Raw genomic sequence first — 22,894 nt, 5'->3', positions numbered from 1 at the left:
GGCCGCAAGAATATGCCATATGCCCCGGTGCGGGGTGGCGCCTTGAAACGGGCGCTAAAGCGCCGCTCTATTCGAGCGCGCGGTCGCTGCCGGTGAGCAGGCCGGGAAGATGCGGCGGCGGGGCTTTGCGCGGTTTGCGGCCAGTGCCGCCACCGCTGGTGCGCCGGGTCGGCGTTGTCGCGGTCGGGCGCCGTTCGCTATCGCTGGTTTCCGCCTGTCCCGCGGTTTCGGCAAGCAGGACCAGCGCCCCCATCGCCGCCGGAACGGCAGGCGCGGCAACGGCCCGGTCGGCGGTCGCCAAACCGGTCAACAATGCCAAAAGGGTCAGCAATAACCGCAAGAATCGCCCCTGTTATCGTCCGGAGCCCAAGATATTGCGCCCCGTTCCCTGAACATAGGGTGAAAGCGGCGTCGCGTCTAGGGGCTGGGATGCGTTGCCGCGGCGGCATCCGGATCGGTCGCGAAACGCGGTTCTGGGGTGGGGCGCTGCCCCACACCCTCCTCGTCATTCGGAACCCAGTTGCAACGCTGGCTCGCTGGGTTCCCGCTTTCGCGGGAATGACGAAGTGAAGGGAGAACGGCGGTAACCGGTCGAAATCGGCCCTCAACCCAACCCCGGATTCAGCTCTTTCACTTCGATCAAAAAACTCTTCGGCTTCTTGAACAATTTGCTCTTGCGATTGACCTTCAGCCCGACAATTTCGGCCAGTTCCATGACGAAATGCACACAATTGCGCTTGTTCAGACTATAGCTCGGCTGCTCGCGGTCACGCCATTCGGCGACCTTCGCCATCACCCGCGCGTAGGTCGCGTCATCGACGGCGACGTCGAACTGGCGATCGCTCTTGGCAATATAGTCGGGCTCGGACGATTCCACCTTGCCCTTCACCGATCCGAACAGGATCGCCGGACTGACCGACGTCGCGGTGAAGCCGTAATTGGCGTCGATCACCTCCCCCGTCGCATCGACCTTGCCCTTCAGCACGATGAAAGCGTGCGGAAAACGGTCGCCGAAATCATGGCTGTAAAAACTCACGACCACCTCGGCGCGCGCAGGAGCGGTGAGGCCCGCGCACAGCATCAGCAGCGACAGGAGGATCAGGCGGAGGCCGCGGGTCATCGCCGCCCTCTTAACCAGCGGTCCGCCCCCTTGCCAAGCCGTCATTGCCGCTTGACGGAAACGTCAACTTGGCATCTTGTCGCACTGACAAGAATGTCAGGAGGGAGCCTATGGCACGGAAAGCGATCTTCATCACCGGCGGTGGATCGGGCATCGGTCGCGCGGTCGCGCGCCATTTTGCCGGTCAGGGCTGGTTCGTCGGCATCGCCGACGTCAACCGCGCCGGAATCGACGAAACCGCCGCCTTGCTTCCCGAAGGCGCTTCGTCGCGCCACGTCATGGACGTGCGCGACCGCGACCAGTGGGCCGCGGCGCTCGACGCCTTTGCCCTGCAAAGCGGCGGCCGCCTCGACGTGCTGTTCAACAACGCCGGGATCGGCACCGGCGGCCAGTTCGCCGACATGCCGCCCGCCGAAGCCGACCGGCTGATCGCGATCAATTTCGGCGGCGTCGTCAATGGTATTTATGCGGCGCTGCCCTTGCTGCGCGCAACGCCGGGATCGGCGATCCTCAACACCGGATCGGCATCGGGTTTTTACGGCGTCGCCGGGCTCGCCATCTATTCGGCGACCAAGTTCGCGGTGCGCGGACTGACCGAGGCGCTCGAAATCGAGTTCGCCAAGCATGGCATCAAGGTCCGCTCGCTGATGCCGGGCTTCATCGACACCCCGCTGCTCGATCAGGTCAGCGCCGACAGCAACGCACCGGCGCGCGATCGCCTGTCCGACAGCGGGTTTGAAATCGTCCCGGTCGAACGCGTCGCCGAGGCGGCCTGGGCGGCAGTCCACGGCGACAAGGTCCATGTGACGGTCGGCAAGATGGCGAAGCGCCTGGCGCGCCTCGCCCGCTGGTTCCCGGGGCTGATCACGCGCCAGTCGAAGAAGGTCGACGGGTTGGGAACGGCGGGGCATTGAGCGTCGCGCCCTCGGAAGTCAGGTTTGGGGTGGTGAGCGGACATCCTGCCGTCGTCACCCCGGACTTGATCCGGGGTCCATGACCTCTTGCGCCGCGCTATGCCGCGAGGGCGGATGGATCCCGGATCAAGTCCGGGATGACGAAATCGGAGGTCTATGATCGGTCGCTTCCCGCCATTCCGACGTCAGACGAAAAACTATTTCTTCGCTGCCCCGCATTGCACCGATCCGTTGCCGATGTTGCGCACCGTGCACACCGGCTTGCCCAGCACGACGGTCTTGCCGACGCCGCGCGCGGTCACCGCGGCGGTCTTGACTGCACGCAGCATATGGTCGCCCGCGCCTTCGCCATCAAAGGTCAACATATCCACCGCCAGCGCGCCAGCGTCGAACATTCCGGCGCCCGACAAGGTCATCTGCGCCTGTTTTGCGGTGCCGCCCAGCGTCATCGTGCCGTTGCCGATCATCGTGACCGACAGCCGGTCGGTCGCGATCGTCCCGACCGACAGCGTCCCGGGACCGCGCAGGCCGATGCTCACGCGCGTTCCTTTCATCCGGTCGATGCGCAGCGATCCGGCGCCGCCCATCGTTGCCGACCGCAGGTTCGCGGCGTTGATGCGGATCGTCACCGCACCGCGCGGCGCCTTGCGATCCGCGTCGCCGGCGAACTGGCGCTGGCCGATCACCAGCCGCCCGTCGCGCGCCTCGACCGTCAGCCGGTCGAGCGCGTCCTGCGGCCCGGTCGCGACCGCGCCAACCGGGGCGCGCGTCGTCACCTCGATCGCATAATCGGCATTGACCTCGATCGCCTCGAAGCTGGTCAGTCCAAAGCGTTTCTCGGCCGCCACGGCTGGGGCGATGGCAAGCAGGGCGACGGCCGCAAACGCGGCGCTTCGGAGGGCAAAGGTCATGGTGCCGCCTTACCCGGTCCGGGCAGGCGGCACCAGCGCTGCCTTATTTGCAGGTGACCGAACCCGATCCCATCTGGCGCGACGAACATTTCGCACCGCCACTCAGGGTCACGTCGCCCGACCCCATGATGCCGACGTCGGCGGTGCCGGTCGCCTGCGCCTCGACATTGCCCGATCCGGTGACCGACACTTCAAGCGTCTCGGCGACGAGTCCGTCGGCGTCGATGTCGCCCGATCCGGTGACGCTATACTCGCCGGCGCCAACCGTGCCGCCGCCGATCTCGATATCGCCCGACCCCGACACGCTGATGTCGGCGCGCTTGCCGGTCAGTTTCGCGATCTTCAGGTCGCCCGACCCGGTGACCACCGCCTCGACCGCATCGCCGTCGATGCTGTCGGCGTCGATCGATCCCGACCCGGTCAGGCGCACCCCATTGAGGCGGGGCATAGTGATGGTAATCTCGACATCATCGTCATCGCGGCTCGAAAAGCTGAAACTTTCGCGCTTGCGCCCGATCGACAGCGTCGGCCCGTCGACCTCGATCTCGAGCCGGTCGAGGATCGCCTGCGGTCCCTTGGCGCTGATCGCAAAGGCATCGCCCTGGCGGATGGTCACGTCGTCCGGCCCGGCGACCTTGACCTCGGTAAAACCGGTCAGCGCATAGCTTTTGGTCGTGACCGGCCCCGCGTCGGCGGACGGCGTCCGCTCGCTCTTGCCCGGCTGGTCACCATCCTTGCGGTCGGTGCCGTTGCACGCGGTAACGGTCATCGCCAGGGCCAGCGGGAACACCGCCATCGTCCAGTTACGCATCGCAAATCTCCTTCGTGTGTTATCCATATAACACACGAAGGATTCGCTGTCCAGCGGATGCTACCAGCGCAGCAGCGGCGCCAGCAGCAGCCGGCCCGCGACCCCCGACAGCACGACCGCCAGCCCGTGCCACAGCGCGATATGGATCATATCGTTCGACGCGCAGTGCAGCGCCACGATCGTCGCCCCGGCGGCGCCCGCCGCGATGCCGATCACCCAGCCAGCGCGCGTCGGCGATGTCGGCGCGCCGCCCTTCAGCCATGCGAACAGCGCCGCGCCGACGCCGAGGCCCGCGAGCACGCCTTCGACCATGCAGCGCAGTCCGTTTTCGGGCCGCGCCGCTTCCATCGCCGCATGGCTGTCGCCAAGTCCCATCACCAGCGCCGAAAAGGGCAAGGCGAGCGCCGCCAGCCCGGCCCAGCGCCAGCCGCTATAATCGCGTCCGACCCCCGGCAATCCCATCCGCAGCGCGCTCCACGCCGCGGCAAAGCCCAGCGCAACGATCAGCCAAAAGGCGAGCAGCGGCAGCGGCGGCATCATCGTCCCGTCCGCGAGGTCGTGCCGCATCCCGGTCAGCCACAACAGCAGCCCGGCGCCCGCCAGCCAGCCGCCCGCGACCCACAGAGACCCGCGCGCGACGCGGCGCGGGCGCACCGGTTCAAGCTCGCCGGCCAGATCGTCGATCAGGGTGTCGATCGCTGCGTCGGTCATGTCATTCGCTTTCAATCAATTGCGCGAGCTTTTTCAGCCCGCGATGAATATTCACCTTCACCAGCGACTCGCTCTGCCCGCAAATCTGCGATGCTTCGGCGATCGAGGCGCCCTCGATCTTGACCAGCGTAATCGCCTGCGCCTGTCCGGCGGGAAGCAGGGTGAGCATGCGGTCGAGGCTGAGGCGCGCGTGGACGACCTCGTCCTCGGCCCCGACCGCCGCGTCGCCTTCGCCCAGTTCGACCTCGTTGCGCTGGCGGCGCAACATGTCGATCCAGCGATAGCGCGCGATCGCCGCCAGCCAGGGCAGGAACGGCCGGCTGTTGTCCCAAGTCGCCAGCTTGCGGTGCATCGATACCAGCGTTTCCTGCACCAGATCGTCGATCTGATGCGGCGCGATGCGGCGCGCGAAATAGCGCGTCAACCACCGGCGCGAATCGTTGAGCAGCGCGCGATAGGCGGCGCGGTCACCGCGCTGCGATGCCGTCATCAATCGCGCCAGCGAAGGTTCGTCGATGCTCATCTGCGGCGCAGTCTAGCAATGATCGCATCGAGCGAGAACAGCCCACCACCGCGCACGATCAATATCGCCGCCATCGCGGCCCATAATGAATGCACCGGCCACCAGGCGTCGGGAAAAACAAAGATCTGGATTACCAGCGTCATCACCAGCAACGCCCCCGCCGACAGCCGCGTGGCAAAGCCGAAGAGCAGCAGGATCGGAAACAGATGTTCGGCGTAAGTGGTCAGCGGCACCGCGATCACGGGATCGAGCGGCAGGCCGGAAAACTCCGACGCGAACAGATCATATTGGGCCGGGTCGATTTGCAGCACTCCGCCCTCGACCACCTTGGTCTGCCCCGATCGCCAGAACACCCCGGCGAGCGCGATCCGCAGCAGCAGCAGCGCGGCCGCCTCGGGGATGCGGCCCGCCGCCAGCGCAACGCCGCGATCGTAAAAAGCAACTATCCGCTTCATCTTTCAGACCCTCTCGAACGCCCCGGCGGCGATCAGCGCCGCGACCGCGGCACCGCCTTCGGGGTGCATTTCGGCAAGATGCGCGATGAGGTTACCGAGCGGCGACATTTCGCTCGCCATATCGAGCGCGGCGACATCGGCAGCGGTGATCGCGAGCAGCCGCACCTCGGCATCGGGGCGCGCCACGAGCAGCGCCCGCACGTCGCGCGCCAAGCCAGGATCGAGCAGCGGCGCGGCGGGGCGTGACAGCGCGACGACGCGCACCGCCGGATGGCGCCGCACGGCCAGCCCCAGCAACGCCGCTTCGTCCAGCCCGGCCAGATCGGCGAGCGTCAGCGCCGCGGCATCGGCGGCATGATAGCTTTCGAGCCACGCCCATTCGGCGCGCGCCAGATCGGCGGCGAGCGGATCGGCGAGCCAGCCCGGAAAAGTCGCCCCGATCAGCGCCAGCGGCCGGCCCTGCGCGCCGCCGACATCGACAAAGGCCCGCGAAACGCGGTTGAACTCGGCCGCGCCCAGATGGTCGCGGGTGCGGGGAAATGTCGCTTCGAGCGCGCGCAGCCGCGCGTGCGAGATGGTATTGGCATGGACGCGCAGCCCGCGCAGCACGGCGGCGGTGTCGCCCGCGAACAGGTCGGCGGGCCGGTGGTCCGGGCCGCGGAGCAGCGTCGCGGCGATCGCCACCTGCCCGTCACGCATCGACCGGCTCGCAGGCCAGCAACGCATCGGCCTTGGCCACTTCGGCCATCAGCGTTGCATGATCGGGGACATCGCTGTCCCATTCGATCAGCACCGGCTTCGGCCCGGCGCGGCGGAAGAATGCCGCCAGCATATCCCAGCAACTGTCGCGCACCGCCGACCCATGATCGTCGATCGCGATCGTGCCGCCCATATCGTCATCCTGGCGGCTGTGTCCCGCGACATGCACTTCGCCGACCAGCGCCGGATCAAAGGCGGCGAGCCAGGGCGCCGGATCGCGCCCCAGGTTGAACGCCGACACCTCGACATTGTTGATGTCGAGCAGCAGGGCGCAACCGCTGCGGCGGCATAATTCGTGGAGGAAATCGACCTCGTCCCAATCATCCCGCGCATAGCTGAGGTAGCGCGATGGATTTTCGATCAGCATCGGCCGCCGCAATCGGTCCTGCACGCGCCCGACTTCGCGCACGAAATGATCGAGCGCCGCATGGCTGTAGGGGATGGGCAGCAGGTCGGGGAATTGGTCGTCCGGCCCGTTGCTCCAGCTCAAATGATCCGAAACCATCGCCGGTTCATAGCGATCGCACAGCGCGGCCAGCGCCGCCAGTTCACCGCGATCGACCCCCGCCGCCGACCCCAGCGACAGCCCGACCGAATGGAAACTCAGCGGAACATAGGCCGCGATCGCGGTCAGCCAGCGATGCGGAGGCCCGCCTGCGCCGAAGTAATTTTGGGGGTGTACTTCGACCCAGGCGGGCGGGGCACCCCGCTCCGCCACCGCCAGCACGTCGGCATAATGTTCGGGCTTCAGCCCGAAACCGGCGCGCGGCGGCAAGTCACGGAGCGGGTGGGGGGACATCGGGCTCAGCCCTTTTTGGCGACCGGCTTGGCATTGCCTTTGTGCGCGGCCAGCGTGCCGCCCATCTTGACGCAGCTGCCCTTGGCGACATGCTTCCAGGCATTGCCCTGATAATCGACGGTCGAGGTGCCGGCGCAGCTGGTGCCCGGACCGGCGGCGCAATCATTCTTGCCCTTCAGCGACACGCCATAGCATTTTTCCTTGGCACCATCGGCGGCGGCGGCGGGCATGGTCACCGCACCGGCGGCCATGGCGAGGACCGCCGAGGCGGCAAGCGACAGTTTCAGGCTATTCGACATAATGGATACTCCCTTGAATACGGATGATGCGGGGGATGGCATCGACAGGAGTTTCGCGGGCAACCACCCGAAGGTTACGTCGGTCGCCGACGCGCCGCGCCATTTTGTCGCCACCTTCGGCGCGCAGGGGCAGTTTTTTTACGATATCGACCGGAAAGCAGACCATGAGCGTAGCGTTTCGCCGCGAGGGCGACGACGAGCATAAGGAACCGGAATTCGAGCTGCCCATCGCGGTCGGCCCGAACTGGGTGACGCCGCGCGGGCTGCGCCTGCTCGGCGAAGCGGTCGCGCAGATCGAGGCCGAGATTGCGGCGACCGTTGACGCGGAAGCGCGCAAGAAATTGCAGCGCCGCCTGCGCTATTTCCACACCCGTCAATCGACCGCCGACGTCCAGGCGCCGCCCGCGGACGGCAGCGTCGGCATCGGCAGCCGCGTGACCTATCGGCTGGGCACGGCCGAAAAGACGATCACCATCGTCGGCGGCGACGAGGCCGATCCGGCGCTGGGCTGCGTCGCCTTTTCCGCCCCGCTCGCCCGCGCGCTGATGGGTGCCGAGCCCGGCGAGAGCGTCGAATATCAGGACCGCGAGGATGCGATCGCTATCCTCGCCGTCGCAACCGATCCGGAGACGCAGGCATGAAAGACAAGTTCGAACGCCACAAACAGCCGTGGACCCCGGCCGAAATCGACAAGCTCCACACGCTGGCCAAAAAGGGCATGCCGCTGAAGTCGATCGCCAAGGCGCTGACCCGCAGCGAGGAATCGGTGAAGGCGCGCGCCAAGGCCGACAGCCTGTCGATCGCCAAGTTGCACTGAGCGATCATGGAATATTCGCACAACCCAACCCTCCCCCTCGATGGGGGAGGCAGCGAGACTAGCCAGCTTGCTGGCTTAGTCGCAGCGGAGGGGGTGCGCTCGCGTCCTGAGATGACGGTGCAAGGACGCACCCTCACCCCCATCCAGCTTCGCCTAGCCGCGTCGCGGCAAGGCTGCATATCCTTCCCCCATCAAGGGGGAAGGTAGCGGTGTCGGCCAATGAATTTGATGCCATCGTGCTGGGCGCCGGCGCGGCCGGGCTGATGTGCGCCGCGGTCGCGGGCGGGCGCGGTCGCCGCGTGCTGCTGCTCGATCATGCCGATCAGGTGGGCAAGAAGATCCTGATTTCGGGCGGCGGGCGCTGCAACTTCACCAATGTGAACACCGCGCCCGACCGCTTTATTTCGGCGAACCCGCATTTCGCCAAATCGGCGCTGGCGCGCTACACCCCCGCCGACTTCATCGCGCTCGTCGTTCGCTATGGCATCGCTTATCACGAAAAGACGCTGGGCCAGCTGTTCTGCGACGGGTCGGCGAAACAGATCGTCGCGATGTTGCTGGAGGAATGTGCAAAGGGCGGGGTCGATGTCCGCACCGGGCAGCTGGTCCACGACGTCACCCACGCCGACGGCAAGTTCATCGTCCGGTTCGGCGATGCCAGCTTTTCCGCGCCCGCTCTCGTCATCGCCACCGGTGGCCCGTCGATCCCGCAGATGGGCGCGACCGGCTTCGCCTACGACTTGGCGCGTCAGTTCGGCCTCAAGGTCGTCGAGCCGCGCCCCGCGTTGGTCCCGCTAACCTTGGGCGGCGACGATGTGCTGTTCCGCGAGCTGTCGGGAATCGCAGCCCCGGTCGAGGCGCGCGCGGGCAAGGCAGCGTTTCGCGAGGCGGCGCTGTTCACGCATCGCGGCCTGTCGGGTCCGGCGATCCTGCAAGTGAGCAGCTACTGGCGCCACGGCGAGCCCGTCACGATCGACTTCTTGCCCGACGCTCCGCAAGCCTGGCTGCTAGACGCCAAACGCACCCGCCCACGCGCCACCCTACGCGCGGCGCTGGGGGCGATGCTCCCCGATCGCCTCGCCGAAACGCTCGCCGAACGCCTCGGCCTCCCCGGCGAACTCGCGGCGCAAACCGATCGCAAACTCGCCGATGCCGAGTCGCGGCTCGCGCGCTGGGATTTCCGCCCCAATGGCACCGAAGGCTTCGCCAAAGCCGAGGTCACCGTCGGCGGAATTTCGACCGCCAGCCTATCGTCGCAAACAATGGTGGCCAAAACCGTTGCAAACCTCTATGCGGTCGGCGAGGCCGTAGATGTCACAGGGTGGTTAGGCGGCTATAATTTTCAATGGGCCTGGGCAAGCGGACACGCTGCCGGACAGGTGATTTAAGCCCATTGAGCCCCTTCTATCGGCCCGTCACCGCACCGGTGACCGCCTATGTTATTGAGATAATAATGACTTTCGAAAATCTTTCTCCCGTCCTTTCGGACGCCCTTACCGCGCGCGGCTATGAAGCGCTCACCCCCGTGCAGTCGCAAGTCAGCGAAGATCAGGCCAAGGGCCGCGACCTGCTCGTTTCCGCCCAGACCGGCTCGGGCAAGACCGTCGCCTTTGGCCTCGCGATGGGTGACGAGCTGATCGAGGACGGCCGCCTGCCGTTCGCGACCTCGCCGCTCGCGCTGATCATCGCCCCGACGCGCGAACTCGCGCTGCAGGTCAGCCGCGAACTCAGCTGGCTTTACGCCAAGGCCGGCGCGCGCATCGCGACCTGTGTCGGCGGCATGGACGCCAGCAAGGAGCGCCGCGCGCTCGGCCAGGGCGTACAGATCGTCGTCGGCACCCCCGGGCGCCTGCGCGATCACCTCGAACGCGGCGCGCTCGACCTGTCGGCGCTGCGCGTCGCGGTCCTCGACGAAGCCGACGAGATGCTCGACATGGGCTTTCGCGACGACCTGGAAGAAATCCTCGACGGCACCCCCGCGACCCGCCGTACACTTCTGTTTTCGGCGACGATCCCCAACCCGATCGTGCAGCTCGCCAAGCGCTACCAGACGAACGCGCTGCGCATCTCGACCGTCGGCCAGGACCGCGGCCATGGCGACATCGCCTATCAGGCCGTCACTGTTGCCCCCGCCGACATCGAAGGCGCGGTGGTCAACCTGCTGCGCCTCCACGACGCCGAAACCGCGATGCTGTTCTGTGCCACGCGCGACAATGTCCGCCGCCTCCACGCCAGCCTTGTCGAGCGCGGTTTCGCCGCGGTCGCGCTGTCGGGCGAGCATAGCCAGAACGAGCGCAACGCCGCGCTGCAAGCACTGCGCGACCGCCGCGCCAAGGTGTGCGTCGCGACCGACGTCGCGGCGCGCGGCATCGATCTGCCGACGCTCAGTCTGGTGATCCACGTCGAAATCCCGCGCGACGCCGAGGCGCTCCAGCACCGTTCGGGCCGTACCGGCCGCGCGGGCAAAAAGGGCACCGCGGTCATCATCGTCCCCTATCCGCGCCGCCGCCGCGTCGACGGCATGCTGCGCGGGGCGCGGATCGAGGCCGAATGGATGGACGCCCCCACCGCCGCCGACGTGCGCAAGCGCGACCAGGAACGGCTGATGGAAAAACTGCTCACCCCCGTCGAGCATGAGCCCGAGGATCTCGAACTCGCGCAGCGCCTGATGGCCGAGCGCACCCCCGAGGACATCGCCGCCTCGCTGGTTCAGATGCACCGTGCGCTGATGCCGCCCCCCGAAGACCTCATCGACAACAGCGCCCGCGGCCGCGACGCCGCCGGTCGCCCCGAACGCGGCGAACGCTTTGAGCGCCCCGAGCGCGGCGCCGGCGGCGACCAGCGCGAAGGGTTCGAGGACAGCGTATGGTTCCGCCTCAACATCGGCCGCCACCAGAATGCCGATCCGCGCTGGATTCTGCCTTTGCTCTGTCGCCGCGGGCATGTCAGCAAGAACGAGATCGGCGCGATCCGCATCGGTCCCAAGGAAACGATGTTCAACATCCCGCGCGCCATCGCCGATCGCTTTGCCGAGGCGGTGATCCGCAGCGCCAATGAAGATGGCGAAGACGACAGCGGCGTGGCGATCACCCCCGCACCCGACGGCCCGACCTATCCGCCGCGCCGCGATAAAGGCGGGCATGGGGGCGGACACTCGAGCGGCCCGCGCGATGGTGCCCCGCGCAGCACGCTGGGCCGCGCGCCCGGCGGCGACCGCAGCTTTGGCGATCGTCCGCGTGGTCCCGGTGGCCCCGGCGGCAAGCCCACCGATCGCTACAAGCCCAAGCCCTTCGGCCAGCGCAGCCCGCGCCGCCCGTCGAAGTAAGCGGTTCGCTACCTAAAACCTCGTCATTGCGAGCGGAGCGAAGCAATCTCCAGCCATCGACCTTGCGCTAGGCCGATAACTGGAGATTGCCGCGTCGCCTTCGGCTCCTCGCAATGACGATGTCGATGGACGACTTGCCCTTGCGTCCTGCCGCCCGGCCCACCAGATGGACGGGACAGCAGGAGAGCGGCGCATGAAAGCGATCGAAGCCTTCATCGAAAGTCAGGGCGGGCCCGAAGTCATCGACTGGCGCGACGTCACGCTGGGCAAACCGGGGCCCGGACAAGTGCTGCTGCGCCAGAGTGCCATCGGGCTCAACTACATCGACATCTATCACCGCGACGGCACCTATCCGGTGCAGTTACCGGGCGGGCTCGGGCTCGAATCCGCGGGTGAGGTGATTGCGGTCGGCGACGGCGTCCATGGTTTCCGGCCCGGCGACCGCGCCGCGACCTTTGGGCCCGAACGCACCGCCTATGCCAGCGCAAGGTTGGTTAGCGCGGCGTCGCTGTTCAAACTGCCCGCCACCATCGACGACGAAACCGCCGCCGCGGCGCTGCTCAAGGCGTGCACGGTCGAAATGCTCGTCGAACGCTGCGCCAAAGTCGAAGCGGGATCGCCCGTGCTGGTCCACGCCGCCGCGGGGGGCGTCGGGCTGATCCTCGTCCAATGGCTAAAGGCGATCGGCGCGACGGTGATCGGCACCGTCAGCACCGAAGCCAAGGCGCACGCCGCGCACGAAGCGGGCGCCGACCACGTCCTATTGTACAACAGCGACGATGTCGCCGCGCATGTCCGCGAAATCACCGCCGGTCAGGGCGTCCCCGTGACCTTCGACGGCATCGGCATGGCGACATGGGACGTATCGCTCAAAGCCACCGCGCGGCGCGGGCTGATCGTCAGCTATGGCAATGCCGGTGGGCCGGTGACCGGGGTGAACCTAGGCGTGCTCGCGCAGCATGGCTCGCAGTTCGTGACCCGCCCGACCCTGTTCGACTATTATCTCCATCCCGGCGAACGCGCCGCGGGCGCGGCGCGCGTGTTCGAGATGATCGAAAGCGGCGCGGTGAAGATTATGGTTGGGCAGCGCTATGCGTTGCAGGATGCGGCGCGCGCGCATGCCGATTTGCAGGCGGGGCGGACGACGGGATCGACGCTGCTGATTCCTTGACCCCCCCTCCCTGAAAGGGAGGGGTTGGGGGTGGGTGCGAGCAACGCGAGCCGCGGCGCTCTACCGCATACCCACCCCTAGCTACGCCTAGCGAACAAGTTCGCAAGGCTCGCTACCCCTCCCTTTCAGGGAGGGGAGATTCACGCCTTCAATCGTTCCGCATGCCACGCAACATGCTCGGCCAGAAAGGTCGAGATGAAATAATAGCTGTGGTCATACCCCGGCTGCATCCGGATCTCGGCCTTCTGCCCCGCCAGCTCGCACGCCTCGACCAGCAGGTGGGTCTTGAGCTGTTCGGTCAGGAAATTATCCGCCTCGCCCTGATCAACGAGCAAATCGGCAACGCGCGCGCCGCCCGCGATCAGCGCGCAGGCATCATACACGGCCCACGCCGCGCGATCATTGCCAAGGTAATTGCCGAGTGCTTTCTCGCCCCACGGACATTGCAACGGCGCGACGATCGGTGAAAAGGCCGACACCGAGCGAAAGCGATCGGGCGTCCGCAGCGCGACGGTCAGCGCGCCATGCCCGCCCATCGAATGGCCGCTGATCCCCTGCCGCGTCATGTCGGCGGCGGCAAATTCGCGCAGGATCAGCGACGGCAGCTCGTCCTCGATGTAAGATCGCATCCGGTAATTCGCCGCCCACGGTGCCTCGGTCGCATCGACGTAAAAGCCCGCGCCCAGCCCGAAATCCCACGCCGCATCAGGGTCATCGGGCACAGCATCACCGCGCGGCGAGGTGTCGGGCGCCACAAAGATCACCCCATGCTCGGCGCAGGCGGCGCGATATTCGCCCTTCTCCATCACATTGGCGTGGGTGCAGGTCAGCCCCGACAGATACCAGAGCACCGGCAGCTTCGCGCCCGGCGCATGATCGGGAACAAAGACCGCAAAGGTCATGTCGGTGCCGGTCGTCGTGCTCTGATGCCTGTACACGCCTTGCGTGCCGCCATGGCTGCGAACGGTGGAGAGGGTTTCAATGGTCATGGATTGTCCTGCACGGGGATGGGGGCGACCACCGGGTCATGCCCCCAATGGCGCAGCAGGTCCAGTATCGCGCCGCCCGCCAGCGCGAGCGTCGCGGTATTGCGCAGCGGGTGGACGTTGACCGGATCGGCGGCGGCCAGCGCCGCGTCGAGTACGACGGTGATGCTTCCCGGCGCGGCATTGATCGCCGCCAGCGGGGTGACCGAACCCGGCGTGATGCCGAGCAGCCGATCCATATCGGCGGCCTTGCCGAAACTGACATGTTTGCATCCGATCGCGCCGGGCAGGCGCTTCAGATCGACCCGCGCATCGGACGGCACGGTGACCAGCCAATACGCCCCCCGCTTGTCCTTGAGGAACAGATTCTTGGTGTGCGCGCCGGGGATGGCGGCGTTGACCGCATCGCTTTCGGCGACGGTGAACACCGCTTCATGCTCATGGGCGGCGAAGGGGATCGACAGCGCACTTAGGTCCGCCAGCAGTCCCGCTTCGCCGCGCATGGGTCCTATCGGCCGCTTACAGGCGCTTCAGCGCGCACAGTTTGTTGCCATCGGGATCGCGCAGATAGGCGAGATAGAGCTGACCAAAGCTGCCTTCGCGGATGCCCGGCGGGTCTTCGATGCTGGTGCCGCCCGCGGCGACACCGGCGTCGTGCCACGCCTTCGCCTGATCGCCATCCTCCATCGCGAAACCGATGGTGCAGCCATTGCCCGCGGTCGCCGGCTGGCCGTCGATCGGCGGCGTCACCAGGAACAGCCCGCCGTTGTGCATATAGATCAGGCGGCCCTTGTCGTCCTGGATCCCCGGCTTGCCGCCGATCGCCTGGAAGGTCGCGTCGTAGAATGTCTTCGATTTTTCAATGTCGTTGCTGCCGACCATATTGTGGCTGTACATCGCCTGCGCTCCTCTGGTTTTGGTTGCGAATCGATACCTATACCCTTCGACGGCCTAGCGGAAGACCACCGTCTTGCGGCCATCGATCAACACCCGCTGTTCGGCGACCCAGCGCACCGCTTTCGCCAGCACCTGTGCCTCGACGTCGCGGCCGATGCGGATCAGGTCGTCGACGCTGTCGCGGTGATCGACGCGCTCGACTGCCTGTTCGATGATCGGGCCTTCGTCGAGGTCGCTGGTGACGAAATGCGCCGTCGCGCCGATCAGCTTGACCCCGCGCTCCTGCGCGCGGTGATAGGGTTTGGCGCCCTTGAACCCCGGCAGGAAGCTGTGGTGGATATTGATGCAGCGCCCCGAAAGCTGTGCCGACAGATCCTGCGACAGCACCTGCATATAGCGCGCCAGCACCAGATAATCGGCACCGCTGCGCGCCATCAGGTCGAGGATCCGCGCCTCCTGCTCAGCGCGATTGGCGTCGCTCACCGGGAAGTGGTGGAACGGCACGCCGTGCCATTCGCTCAGCCGCCGCTGATGCTCGTGGTTCGACACCACCGCAACGATGTCGATCGCGAGGTTGCCGGTCGACCAGCGGTGGAGCAGGTCGTTGAGGCAATGGCTGCCCTGCGACACCGCGATGACGAAGCGCGGTTTTGCCGCGCTGTCGCTGATCCGCGCATCCATCGCGAAACGCGCGACGATCGGCGCAAACGCCGCCTGCACCCCGGCGAGTCCCTCGGGAAAGCGCGACCCCGCGCCGCGAAACGCGACGCGCATGAAAAAGCGCCCCGAATCAAGGTCGGCATATTGCTGGCTGTCGAGGATGAAGCCGTCGCGCTCCGCCAGCAGCCCGGTCACCGCAGCGACGATACCCACCGCATCGACGCAGCTGAAGGTCAGGACAAAAGGTCCGCTCATCAGTTCATTCCCCCCGCCCCTCCGGCGTCGGCACCGCATGGCCGAAGATCGGCGCGGCGGCAAGCACCGGGGAAATGCGAATAAGTATAGGTCAGTACACCACGACGCTGCGGATGCTTTCCCCCGCATGCATCAGGTCGAAGCCCTTGTTGATCTCGTCGAGGGTCAGGACGTGGGTGATCATCGGGTCGATCTGGATCGTCCCGTCCATGTACAGATCGACGATCTTGGGCACGTCGGTGCGCCCCTTGGCGCCGCCGAACGCGGTGCCGCGCCAGTTGCGGCCGGTGACCAGCTGGAACGGCCGGGTACTGATTTCCTTGCCCGCTTCGGCGACCCCGATGATGATGCTGGTGCCCCAGCCGCGGTGGCATGCTTCCAACGCCTGCCGCATCACGGTCGTGTTGCCGGTGCAGTCGAAGGTATATTCGGCGCCGCCGTCGGTCAGCGCGACCAGATGCGCGACGATGTCGCCGTCCACGTCCTTGGGATTGACGAAGTGCGTCATCCCGAACTTCTTGCCCCATTCTTCGCGGTCGGGGTTGATATCGACCCCGACGATCATCCCCGCGCCCGCCATTTTTGCGCCCTGCAGCACGTTCAATCCGATCCCGCCGAGCCCGAAAACAATGACATTGTCGCCCGGCTGAACCTTGGCGGTGTTGGTCACCGCGCCGACCCCGGTGGTGACACCGCAGCCGATGTAACAGCTGGTCTGGAACGGTGCGTCCTGACGGATCTTCGCGACCGCGATCTCGGGCAGCACGGTGAAGTTGGAGAAAGTCGAGCAGCCCATATAGTGGAAGATCGGCTGGCCCTTGTACGAAAAGCGCGTGGTGCCGTCGGGCATCAAGCCCTTGCCCTGCGTCGCGCGGATCGCGGTGCACAGGTTGGTCTTGCCCGACAGGCAGCTTTTGCACTGGCGGCATTCGGGGGTGTAAAGCGGGATGACATGGTCGCCGGGAACGACGCTGGTGACGCCCGCGCCAACCTCGCGCACGATGCCCGCGCCTTCATGGCCCAGCACGCTAGGGAACAGCCCCTCGCTGTCGAGCCCGTCGAGGGTGTAAGCATCGGTGTGGCAAATGCCCGTCGCCATGATCTCGACCAGCACCTCACCCGCTTTCGGGCCGTCGAGGTCGAGTTCGACAATTTCGAGCGGCTTTTTTGCTTCGAATGCAACGGCGGCGCGGGTCTTCATGGGCGTGATCTCCTCAATCTCGCTTGGCTATCAGCACTCCACGACGCTGACCGCAAGCCCCCCTTTCGACGTTTCCTTATACTTGTCACGCATGTCGCGGCCGGTTTGCAGCATCGTCGCGATCACCGTGTCGAGGCTGACCACATGCGTGCCGTCGCCGATCATCGCGATGCGGCTGGCGTCGATCGCCTTGATCGAACCCATCGCGTTGCGTTCGATGCACGGGATCTGGACCAGCCCGCCAATCGGGTCGCAGGTGAGGCCGAGATTATGTTCCATGCCGATTTCGGCGGCGTTTTCGACCTGGGCGTTGGTGCCGCCCAGCGCCGCGGTCAGCCCGGCGGCGGCCATCGAACAAGCAACGCCAACCTCGCCCTGACACCCGACCTCGGCGCCCGAGATGCTGGCGTTGCGCTTATACAATGCGCCGACCGCCCCGGCGGCGAGCAGGAAGGTCCGCACCCCGGCATCGTCACCGCGATAGCCGCGCCGGTAAAAGCGGATCACCGCGGGGATGATCCCCGCCGCGCCGTTGGTCGGCGCCGTGACCACTTTGCCGCCCGCGGCATTTTCTTCGTTCACCGCCATCGCCCACAGGTTGATCCAGTCCATCATCGCGAGCGGATCGGTCAGATTTTGTTCGTGGCGGTTGCGGATGTCGGCGGCGATCTGCGGCGCGCGGCGCTTGACCTTCAGGCCTCCCGGCAAAATCCCGGTGCTGCAACAGCCAGCGTCGATCGACGCATCCATCGCCCCCGCGATCGCGTCGAGCCCGGCCTCGACCTCGGCCAGCGGGCGATGGACAAGTTCGTTTTCGAGCATCATTTCGGCAAAGCTCTTGCCCGACGCCGCGCCCATGCTCAGCAGGTCGGCGCCCGAGGTGAAGGCGAAGGGCAGGCTCACCTCGTCCTCGGCGCCGCGGCTGTTGCGCCCCGCCTCGTCCTCATCGACGACAAAGCCGCCGCCGATCGAGAAATACATCCGCTTGGCGACGATCTCGCCGTCGGCGTCGCGCGCGGTAAAGCTCACCGCATTGCTGTGGAACGGCTGGCGCTGGCGCATCTGGAAATGCAGGTCGCGCGCGGGCTGAAAGCGGGCGCGCTGGCGCCCGAGCAGATAGAGAAAACCTTCGCTCGTCGCGTGGTCCCAATGGGCGCGGATCGCGGCGAGACTGGTGCTGGCCGGGATCTCCCCGGCGAGCCCCGCGACGATCGCGGTATCGGCGGCGTGCCCCTTGCCGGTGAGCGCGAGCGAGCCGTAGAGATCGGCTTCGACATGCACGGTCCGGTCGAGCCATTGCTGCTCGTCGAGCCAGACGGTGAAACGGCGCGCCGCGACCATCGGCCCGACGGTGTGCGAGCTGGAGGGTCCGACGCCGATTTTGAAGAGTTCAAAGAGGCTGATGGTCATGGCGGCGCCTATAATGGGCAACCCGCCATGACGATAGTATCAGATGAAATTTACCTTACGGTCAGGCCGGATAGGTCCAGGTCGTATCGCGCGCGAAATTCTCCGCCGCGAAATCCCAGTTCAGCAGCTCGTCGACCACCGCATCGACATAGGCCGGGCGCAAATTCTTGCGGTCGATATAATAAGCATGTTCCCACACATCGATGACGACCAGCGGCTTGATCCCCGCGGTCAGCTCGGTCCCGGCGTCATGCGTATCGGTGACCGACAGCGTGCCGTCGCGCGAGACGAGCCAGGCCCAGCCCGACGCGAAATGGTTTACCGCAGTTTCCTTCAGCTTCTTTTTCAGGTCGTCGAGCGACCCGAAATCGCGGGTGATCGCGGCGAGCAAATCGCCTTCGGGCGCGGTCTTTTCAGGCGACAGGCTGTTCCAGTAAAAGGCATGGTTCCATGACTGGGCGGCGTTGTTGAACAGGCCCTTGTTGCCCGCGCCTTCGGCATGATGGACGATTTCCTCGAGCGGTTTGTCGGCGAGTTCGGTGCCGGTGATCGCGGCGTTGACCTTGTCGACATAGGCCTTGTGATGCTTGCCATGATGCGTCGCGAGCGTGTCGGCCGAAATATGCGGCGCGAGCGCGTCCTGCTTGTAGGGCAGCGGGGGAAGAGCGATCGTCATGGCAGTCTCCGTTTTATTATTGAACGTTCGGGACCTTAAACTCGGGATGGCGGAGGGCGGTTGCAAGGTTTTGAGGGCAAATTTTCCGCTCGTCATTGCGAGCAAAGCGAAGCAATCTCCAGCCATCGGCCTTGCGCCGACCGATGGCTGGAGATTGCTTCGTCGCTACGCTCCTCGCAATGACGACGCTGTTTACGTCACCATCGCCAGCAGCGTCGCAATCCGGTCCGCCTCTTCGGCGGGCTTGTCGCGGCGGATGCGCGCAATCCGCGGAAAGCGCATCGCGAGCCCCGACTTGTGGCGCTTCGATGCGTGGATCGAATCGAATGCGACTTCGAGCACCAGCGACTTTTCGACCTCGCGCACCGGGCCGAAGCGGTTCAGCGTGTTGTCGCGGACGAATTTGTCGAGCCATTTCAGCTCCTCGTCGGTGAAGCCCGAATAGGCTTTGCCGACCGGCAACAACTCGCCCGCGTCGGACCAGCAGCCGAAGGTATAATCCGAATAGAAGCTCGCGCGCCGCCCGTTGCCGCGCTGCGCGTACATCATCACGCAATCGGCGGTGAGCGGATCGCGTTTCCATTTATACCACAGCCCGGCGCGGCGCCCCGCGACATAAGGCGCATCGCGGCGCTTGAGCATCACCCCCTCGATCGCGGTATCGCGCGCGCCCGCGCGGCGCGCGGCGAGGTCGTCAAAGTCGGTCGCGTCGATCACCTGCGACAGGTCGAAATGGCTGTCAGCGAGCCGCGGTACGAACACTTCCAACTGGCGCCGTCGTTCGGTCCACGGCCGGGTCCGCAGATCATTGCCGTCCACCGCAAGCAAGTCATAGACGCGCACAAACGCGGGATAATCGGTCAGCATCTTCTTCGACACATTCTTGCGCCCGAGCCGTTGTTGCAGCGCGTTGAAACTCGCCGCCTCGCCCCCCTGCACCTCGCCGCGCACCAGCAGTTCGCCATCGATCACCGCATCCTGATCAAACGCCGCGACCAGTTCGGGAAAGGCGCTGCTGATCTCTTCGCCGCCGCGGCTGTAGATGCGGGTCTGACCGCCACCATGGACAATCTGGACGCGGATGCCGTCCCATTTCCACTCTGCGGCATAATCGGCGAGGTCGACGGTCGCGTCCTCCAGCGGATGGGCGAGCATGAAGGGACGAAAGAAGGCGACGTCCTTCAGGTCCGGCCGCTCGGCCCGCCCCTCGCCCCAGGCAAAGAGGGGCGCATAGGGCGGCGGGATCGCGTGCCATAGCTCCTCGACATCGTCGACCGGCACATCGAACGCCTGCGCAAAAGCCTGTTTGGCGAGCCGCGCCGACACCCCGACGCGCATCCCGCCGAGCGCGAGCTTGAGCAGCGCATAACGCCCGTCGGCGTCGAGGCGGTCGAGCAGCGACGCGACAATTGCGGGCGCGTCGCGGCGGCTCGCGGTAGCGAGTGCATCGACCGCTTCGGATACACTAAGATCGGCCTTTATTCTTGGCCCATCGGGCCACAGCAACGCCGCCGTCTCCGCCGTATCCCCCACAAAGTGCCGCGACAGCCGAAACAATTCCTCGTCGACCCGTGTCGCCAACAACGTCCGCACCGTCCCCGCCTTCACCGCAGGAAAATCCAGGCTCTCGGTCAGCGCCGCGATCGCCCAGCCGCGATCGGGATCGGGCGTATGGCGGAGGTAATCGACGATCAGCGCGAGCTTGGAATTGCGCGAGCGCGTGTAGATCAGCCGGTCGATGAGGGCCGCGAAGCGTTTCACGCCTCTTCCTCCAGATCGCGCCCGACCAGATGCAGCGCGCGCGCTTTGCGCTGATGCAGCTCGCACCAACGCAGCAACCCGTCCTCGCTGCCGTGGGTGATCCAGCTTTCCTTGGGGTTCACATCCGAAATCGTCGTCGTCAGCTCGTCCCAATCGGCATGGTCCGAAATAACGAGCGGCAGTTCGACCATCCGCTGCCGCGCGCGCTGGCGCACCCGCATCCAGCCCGACGCCATCGCAGTCACCGGATCGGGCAGCCGCCGCGACCAGCGATCATTGAGCGCCGAGGGCGGCGCGAGGACGATCTGCCCAGCCATGTCGGCCTTGTCGGTTTCGCCGACGAGCCGCAACTCGCCCAGATCGACGCCGTGCACCGCGTAAAGCGCGCACATTTTTTCGAGCGCGCCGTGGATATAGATCGGTGCGTTCCACCCCGCCGCGCGCAGCTCGGCAATCACCCGCTGCGCCTTGCCGAGCGCATAGGCGCCCACAAGCACACAACGCTCAGGCTCGGCGCGCACCGCGCCGATCAGCTTGGCGATCTCGCCCCCGGTCGGCGGATGACGAAACACCGGCAGCCCGAACGTCGCCTCAGTGATGAAGATGTCGCACGGCACCACCGCGAACGGCGCGCAGGTCGGGTCGTACCGCCGCTTGTAATCGCCGGTGATGACGATCCGTTCGCCCTGATATTCCATCAATATCTGCGCGCTGCCCAGCACATGCCCCGCGGGATGAAAGCTGAAGCGCACCCCGCCGCGCTCGAACCCGTCGCCATAGCCGAACGCCTGATTATGGCTCGCCTCGGCATCGACGCCGTAACGCAGCGCCATGATCGCCAGCGTTTCGGGCGTCGCGAACACCGACCCATGGCCGCTGCACGCATGGTCGGCATGACCATGGGTCACTGCGGCGCGCTCGACGGCGCGCGAGGGATCGATCCACAGGTCGGCGGGCTTCACATACAGCCCGTGCGGATGCGGTTCGAGCCAGGGCTTTGGCTTGACCATCAGGCGGCGAGCTTTCGCGCCAGCGCCAGATCGGCGACGAACGCCGCGCGTTCCTCGGCGGCGCGCGCCCGATCGGGCAAGCGCAGCAGGAAAGAGGGATGGATCGTCGCGACCAGCTTTGTGCCTCCCGCAAGTTCGTGCACCACACCGCGCATCGACATGACACCCATGCTCTTTCCCGTCACCCCGCGCAGCGCGCTGCCGCCCAAGGTGACGATCAGGTCGGGCTGCACCAGCGCGCGCTCCTTGTCGAGCCACCAGCGACAGATGTCGATCTCGCCGGTTGTCGGATTCTGATGGAGGCGGCGCTTGCCGCGCGGTTCATATTTGAAATGCTTGACCGCGTTGGTCAGGAACAGCGATGTGCGGTCGAGCCCCGCCTCGGCCAACGCCTCACCCAGCACTTGCCCCGCGGGGCCGACGAAAGGCCGCCCCTCCAGATCCTCACGATCGCCCGGCTGTTCGCCGACCAGCATGATGCGCGCCGCCGATGGTCCTTCGCCGACCACCGCCTGCGTCGCATGGCAATGGAGCGTGCAGCGCGTACAGCCGCCGACGGCGCGCGCGAGTTCGTCCAGCGTCTCGATCTCGTCGGTCAGGGCCAGGGTTTCGGGCACGCGGGTTCGCCATTTGTCGGTTTGCGGGTTTGCTAGCGAAACGGCGGTCTCGCGCATGCGTTCCACCCGCGCCGCGGCGCCCGCGAGCAGCGGCGCTATATCCTGTGCTTCGGGCAGGTTCTTCCAATGTTTCTTCGGCATTTCGGCGCGCATCGCGGCGATCTTGACCCGCGCCGGGTTGAAGATCGCACCATAATAGGTGCGCCACTGATCCTCGACGACGTCGCTGTCGGGCACTTCGCCCTTCGTCCCGCCGGGCCCGTAGATCAGCTTCTCGTCCGTCCAGATCGCCCGCGCGTCGGGCGTCACAATCGCCCAGTCCATGCCGTAGAAGCGGCGCTGAAAGAAGGGCGCGGTCAGCCGCAGGATGCGATGGTCGGGTTCAAACCATGCCGCAAAGCTCTCGCGCCCCGCCTCTTCCCCCAGCCGCCGGAAGCGCACGAAAGCGTGCATCTTGTGAATGTCGCGGCGGATCGCCTTTTCGGCCTTGCTGAGCCAGTCGATGTCGGGATCGGTCCGCCGCGCGAGCAGCTGGCGGTCGCGCAGCGCGCGCCAGACGATGCGATAGAGTCGCGCCGACACCGCAGCATCGCGATGGCAGATCACCCGGTTGGTCATTGCGACCAGTTCGCGCGGCAGGGTGACCGACGTGGTGGGCGCTGCGGGCGCCGCGTCACCGAACAGCGACGCCCCTTCGTCGGCGGTGCGCCAGCTCACGTCCTCCGGCCGCACGCCACCGGCCAGCAAAGCCCGCGCCGCATCGCGCCATTCGGCGAAATCGCCGGGGCGGGCGAGCACGACCTCCC

The 22,894-nt window shown here is 66.3% G+C and carries 27 protein-coding genes; 6 read left to right on the top strand and 21 right to left on the bottom strand.

The features are described 5' to 3' along the window. Window positions 1-67: 67 nt before the first annotated feature. Both FFS68_RS05110 and FFS68_RS05105 read right to left on the bottom strand, forming a co-directional pair. Window positions 68-340: a hypothetical protein gene (locus FFS68_RS05110; protein WP_249340019.1), complete on the bottom strand. Its 273-nt coding sequence runs from the start codon at window positions 338-340 to the stop codon at window positions 68-70. A gap of 264 nt (window positions 341-604) precedes the next feature. Continuing rightward, window positions 605-1,120: a hypothetical protein gene (locus tag FFS68_RS05105; protein WP_137752128.1), complete on the bottom strand. Its 516-nt coding sequence runs from the start codon at window positions 1,118-1,120 to the stop codon at window positions 605-607. A 110-nt stretch (window positions 1,121-1,230) separates the two neighbouring features. On the opposite strand from FFS68_RS05105, the gene FFS68_RS05100 reads away from it, so the two are divergent. Beyond that, window positions 1,231-2,034 (top strand): SDR family oxidoreductase, encoded by an 804-nt coding sequence (locus tag FFS68_RS05100; RefSeq protein WP_137752127.1) that lies wholly within the window; start codon window positions 1,231-1,233, stop codon window positions 2,032-2,034. Window positions 2,035-2,231: 197 nt separating this feature from the next. On the opposite strand, the gene FFS68_RS05095 is transcribed toward FFS68_RS05100, so the two are convergent. The 9 genes from FFS68_RS05095 to FFS68_RS17805 are packed head-to-tail and all read right to left on the bottom strand — an operon-like array spanning window position 2,232 to window position 7,468. Beyond that, window positions 2,232-2,945, bottom strand: coding sequence for a head GIN domain-containing protein (locus FFS68_RS05095; RefSeq protein WP_137752126.1), 714 nt, complete (start codon window positions 2,943-2,945; stop codon window positions 2,232-2,234). Between the two features lie 43 nt (window positions 2,946-2,988). Then, a complete protein-coding gene (locus FFS68_RS05090; protein WP_137752125.1) occupies window positions 2,989-3,756 on the bottom strand; it encodes a head GIN domain-containing protein in 768 nt (255 codons plus the stop codon). Between the two features lie 60 nt (window positions 3,757-3,816). Continuing rightward, window positions 3,817-4,467, bottom strand: a complete 651-nt coding sequence (locus FFS68_RS05085) for a DUF1109 domain-containing protein (protein WP_137752124.1) — start codon at window positions 4,465-4,467, stop codon at window positions 3,817-3,819. Between the two features lies 1 nt (window position 4,468). Beyond that, on the bottom strand, window positions 4,469-4,990 hold the full coding sequence (locus FFS68_RS05080; protein ID WP_137752123.1) for a sigma-70 family RNA polymerase sigma factor: 522 nt from the start codon (window positions 4,988-4,990) through the stop codon (window positions 4,469-4,471). Next, window positions 4,987-5,445, bottom strand: coding sequence for a DoxX family protein (locus tag FFS68_RS05075; RefSeq protein ID WP_137752122.1), 459 nt, complete (start codon window positions 5,443-5,445; stop codon window positions 4,987-4,989). The genes FFS68_RS05080 and FFS68_RS05075 overlap by 4 nt, the downstream gene beginning before the upstream one ends. Before the next feature lie 3 nt (window positions 5,446-5,448). Further along, the gene (locus FFS68_RS05070; protein ID WP_137752121.1) at window positions 5,449-6,144 is read right to left on the bottom strand and encodes a putative DNA-binding domain-containing protein; all 696 of its coding nucleotides are present in this window, start codon (window positions 6,142-6,144) and stop codon (window positions 5,449-5,451) included. Continuing rightward, window positions 6,137-7,003: a DUF692 domain-containing protein gene (locus tag FFS68_RS05065; protein ID WP_137752120.1), complete on the bottom strand. Its 867-nt coding sequence runs from the start codon at window positions 7,001-7,003 to the stop codon at window positions 6,137-6,139. Before FFS68_RS05065 ends, FFS68_RS05070 begins: the two co-directional genes overlap by 8 nt. Window positions 7,004-7,008: 5 nt before the next feature. After that, a complete protein-coding gene (locus tag FFS68_RS05060; protein ID WP_137752119.1) occupies window positions 7,009-7,302 on the bottom strand; it encodes a DUF2282 domain-containing protein in 294 nt (97 codons plus the stop codon). Next, window positions 7,292-7,468 (bottom strand): hypothetical protein, encoded by a 177-nt coding sequence (locus FFS68_RS17805; protein ID WP_171003746.1) that lies wholly within the window; start codon window positions 7,466-7,468, stop codon window positions 7,292-7,294. Before FFS68_RS17805 ends, FFS68_RS05060 begins: the two co-directional genes overlap by 11 nt. Between FFS68_RS17805 and FFS68_RS05055 the strand changes: the two genes are divergently transcribed. From FFS68_RS05055 to FFS68_RS05035, 5 genes are all read left to right on the top strand, one after another. Further along, the gene (locus FFS68_RS05055) at window positions 7,467-7,943 is read left to right on the top strand and encodes a GreA/GreB family elongation factor (protein WP_137752118.1); all 477 of its coding nucleotides are present in this window, start codon (window positions 7,467-7,469) and stop codon (window positions 7,941-7,943) included. The genes FFS68_RS17805 and FFS68_RS05055 overlap by 2 nt on opposite strands. Beyond that, window positions 7,940-8,119: a hypothetical protein gene (locus FFS68_RS05050; RefSeq protein ID WP_137752117.1), complete on the top strand. Its 180-nt coding sequence runs from the start codon at window positions 7,940-7,942 to the stop codon at window positions 8,117-8,119. Before FFS68_RS05055 ends, FFS68_RS05050 begins: the two co-directional genes overlap by 4 nt. A 209-nt stretch (window positions 8,120-8,328) precedes the next feature. Beyond that, the gene (locus FFS68_RS05045; protein WP_137752116.1) at window positions 8,329-9,507 is read left to right on the top strand and encodes an NAD(P)/FAD-dependent oxidoreductase; all 1,179 of its coding nucleotides are present in this window, start codon (window positions 8,329-8,331) and stop codon (window positions 9,505-9,507) included. 65 nt (window positions 9,508-9,572) lie between these two features. Then, on the top strand, window positions 9,573-11,444 hold the full coding sequence (locus FFS68_RS05040; protein ID WP_137752115.1) for a DEAD/DEAH box helicase: 1,872 nt from the start codon (window positions 9,573-9,575) through the stop codon (window positions 11,442-11,444). Between the two features lie 193 nt (window positions 11,445-11,637). Continuing rightward, window positions 11,638-12,615 carry a quinone oxidoreductase gene (locus FFS68_RS05035; protein ID WP_137752114.1) on the top strand — a complete coding sequence of 326 codons (978 nt, stop codon included), beginning with the start codon at window positions 11,638-11,640 and terminating at the stop codon, window positions 12,613-12,615. A 140-nt stretch (window positions 12,616-12,755) separates the two neighbouring features. Here the strand turns inward: FFS68_RS05035 and fghA are convergent, their stop codons facing one another. The 10 genes from fghA to FFS68_RS04985 form a co-directional block, all read right to left on the bottom strand. Continuing rightward, window positions 12,756-13,604: an S-formylglutathione hydrolase gene (gene fghA, locus FFS68_RS05030; protein WP_137752113.1), complete on the bottom strand. Its 849-nt coding sequence runs from the start codon at window positions 13,602-13,604 to the stop codon at window positions 12,756-12,758. Next, entirely contained in the window at window positions 13,601-14,104 is a 504-nt protein-coding gene (locus tag FFS68_RS05025) for a prolyl-tRNA synthetase associated domain-containing protein (RefSeq protein WP_137752112.1), read from the bottom strand. The genes fghA and FFS68_RS05025 overlap by 4 nt, the downstream gene beginning before the upstream one ends. 16 nt (window positions 14,105-14,120) lie before the next feature. Further along, complete coding sequence (locus FFS68_RS05020; protein ID WP_137752111.1) at window positions 14,121-14,498, bottom strand: VOC family protein; 378 nt, start codon at window positions 14,496-14,498, stop codon at window positions 14,121-14,123. A 54-nt stretch (window positions 14,499-14,552) separates the two neighbouring features. Then, the gene (purU, locus tag FFS68_RS05015) at window positions 14,553-15,413 is read right to left on the bottom strand and encodes a formyltetrahydrofolate deformylase (RefSeq protein WP_137752110.1); all 861 of its coding nucleotides are present in this window, start codon (window positions 15,411-15,413) and stop codon (window positions 14,553-14,555) included. 91 nt (window positions 15,414-15,504) lie between these two features. After that, the gene (locus FFS68_RS05010) at window positions 15,505-16,614 is read right to left on the bottom strand and encodes an S-(hydroxymethyl)glutathione dehydrogenase/class III alcohol dehydrogenase (RefSeq protein ID WP_137752109.1); all 1,110 of its coding nucleotides are present in this window, start codon (window positions 16,612-16,614) and stop codon (window positions 15,505-15,507) included. Window positions 16,615-16,644: 30 nt separating this feature from the next. Beyond that, a complete protein-coding gene (locus FFS68_RS05005; protein WP_137752108.1) occupies window positions 16,645-18,024 on the bottom strand; it encodes an L-serine ammonia-lyase in 1,380 nt (459 codons plus the stop codon). A 61-nt stretch (window positions 18,025-18,085) separates the two neighbouring features. After that, the gene (locus tag FFS68_RS05000; protein ID WP_137752107.1) at window positions 18,086-18,700 is read right to left on the bottom strand and encodes a superoxide dismutase; all 615 of its coding nucleotides are present in this window, start codon (window positions 18,698-18,700) and stop codon (window positions 18,086-18,088) included. Window positions 18,701-18,892: 192 nt separating this feature from the next. Then, window positions 18,893-20,461, bottom strand: coding sequence for a cisplatin damage response ATP-dependent DNA ligase (locus FFS68_RS04995; RefSeq protein ID WP_137752106.1), 1,569 nt, complete (start codon window positions 20,459-20,461; stop codon window positions 18,893-18,895). Then, on the bottom strand, window positions 20,458-21,471 hold the full coding sequence (locus tag FFS68_RS04990) for a ligase-associated DNA damage response exonuclease (protein WP_137752105.1): 1,014 nt from the start codon (window positions 21,469-21,471) through the stop codon (window positions 20,458-20,460). The genes FFS68_RS04995 and FFS68_RS04990 overlap by 4 nt, the downstream gene beginning before the upstream one ends. Beyond that, window positions 21,471-22,886, bottom strand: coding sequence for a UdgX family uracil-DNA binding protein (locus FFS68_RS04985; protein ID WP_349290369.1), 1,416 nt, complete (start codon window positions 22,884-22,886; stop codon window positions 21,471-21,473). Before FFS68_RS04985 ends, FFS68_RS04990 begins: the two co-directional genes overlap by 1 nt. Between the last annotated feature and the right edge of the window lie 8 nt (window positions 22,887-22,894).

This window comes from Sphingopyxis sp. L1A2A (assembly GCF_005502465.1).
Taxonomy (GTDB): Bacteria; Pseudomonadota; Alphaproteobacteria; order Sphingomonadales; family Sphingomonadaceae; genus Sphingopyxis.
Note: the sequence above shows the minus strand (reverse complement) of the source record. Positions and strands in the feature narration are given on the sequence as shown.

Bases quoted from the DNA above. Each gene is read 5' to 3' on its own strand.
- FFS68_RS05105 (WP_137752128.1), bottom strand. From the start codon at position 1,120: ATGACCCGCGGCCTCCGCCTGATCCTCCTGTCGCTGCTGATGCTGTGC.
- FFS68_RS05100 (WP_137752127.1), top strand. From the start codon at position 1,231: ATGGCACGGAAAGCGATCTTCATCACCGGCGGTGGATCGGGCATCGGT.
- FFS68_RS05095 (WP_137752126.1), bottom strand. From the start codon at position 2,945: ATGACCTTTGCCCTCCGAAGCGCCGCGTTTGCGGCCGTCGCCCTGCTT.
- FFS68_RS05090 (WP_137752125.1), bottom strand. From the start codon at position 3,756: ATGCGTAACTGGACGATGGCGGTGTTCCCGCTGGCCCTGGCGATGACC.
- FFS68_RS05085 (WP_137752124.1), bottom strand. From the start codon at position 4,467: ATGACCGACGCAGCGATCGACACCCTGATCGACGATCTGGCCGGCGAG.
- FFS68_RS05080 (WP_137752123.1), bottom strand. From the start codon at position 4,990: ATGAGCATCGACGAACCTTCGCTGGCGCGATTGATGACGGCATCGCAG.
- FFS68_RS05075 (WP_137752122.1), bottom strand. From the start codon at position 5,445: ATGAAGCGGATAGTTGCTTTTTACGATCGCGGCGTTGCGCTGGCGGCG.
- FFS68_RS05070 (WP_137752121.1), bottom strand. From the start codon at position 6,144: ATGCGTGACGGGCAGGTGGCGATCGCCGCGACGCTGCTCCGCGGCCCG.
- FFS68_RS05065 (WP_137752120.1), bottom strand. From the start codon at position 7,003: ATGTCCCCCCACCCGCTCCGTGACTTGCCGCCGCGCGCCGGTTTCGGG.
- FFS68_RS05060 (WP_137752119.1), bottom strand. From the start codon at position 7,302: ATGTCGAATAGCCTGAAACTGTCGCTTGCCGCCTCGGCGGTCCTCGCC.
- FFS68_RS05055 (WP_137752118.1), top strand. From the start codon at position 7,467: ATGAGCGTAGCGTTTCGCCGCGAGGGCGACGACGAGCATAAGGAACCG.
- FFS68_RS17805 (WP_171003746.1), bottom strand. From the start codon at position 7,468: ATGGTCTGCTTTCCGGTCGATATCGTAAAAAAACTGCCCCTGCGCGCC.
- FFS68_RS05050 (WP_137752117.1), top strand. From the start codon at position 7,940: ATGAAAGACAAGTTCGAACGCCACAAACAGCCGTGGACCCCGGCCGAA.
- FFS68_RS05040 (WP_137752115.1), top strand. From the start codon at position 9,573: ATGACTTTCGAAAATCTTTCTCCCGTCCTTTCGGACGCCCTTACCGCG.
- FFS68_RS05035 (WP_137752114.1), top strand. From the start codon at position 11,638: ATGAAAGCGATCGAAGCCTTCATCGAAAGTCAGGGCGGGCCCGAAGTC.
- fghA (WP_137752113.1), bottom strand. From the start codon at position 13,604: ATGACCATTGAAACCCTCTCCACCGTTCGCAGCCATGGCGGCACGCAA.
- FFS68_RS05025 (WP_137752112.1), bottom strand. From the start codon at position 14,104: ATGCGCGGCGAAGCGGGACTGCTGGCGGACCTAAGTGCGCTGTCGATC.
- FFS68_RS05020 (WP_137752111.1), bottom strand. From the start codon at position 14,498: ATGTACAGCCACAATATGGTCGGCAGCAACGACATTGAAAAATCGAAG.
- purU (WP_137752110.1), bottom strand. From the start codon at position 15,413: ATGAGCGGACCTTTTGTCCTGACCTTCAGCTGCGTCGATGCGGTGGGT.
- FFS68_RS05010 (WP_137752109.1), bottom strand. From the start codon at position 16,614: ATGAAGACCCGCGCCGCCGTTGCATTCGAAGCAAAAAAGCCGCTCGAA.
- FFS68_RS05005 (WP_137752108.1), bottom strand. From the start codon at position 18,024: ATGACCATCAGCCTCTTTGAACTCTTCAAAATCGGCGTCGGACCCTCC.
- FFS68_RS05000 (WP_137752107.1), bottom strand. From the start codon at position 18,700: ATGACGATCGCTCTTCCCCCGCTGCCCTACAAGCAGGACGCGCTCGCG.
- FFS68_RS04990 (WP_137752105.1), bottom strand. From the start codon at position 21,471: ATGGTCAAGCCAAAGCCCTGGCTCGAACCGCATCCGCACGGGCTGTAT.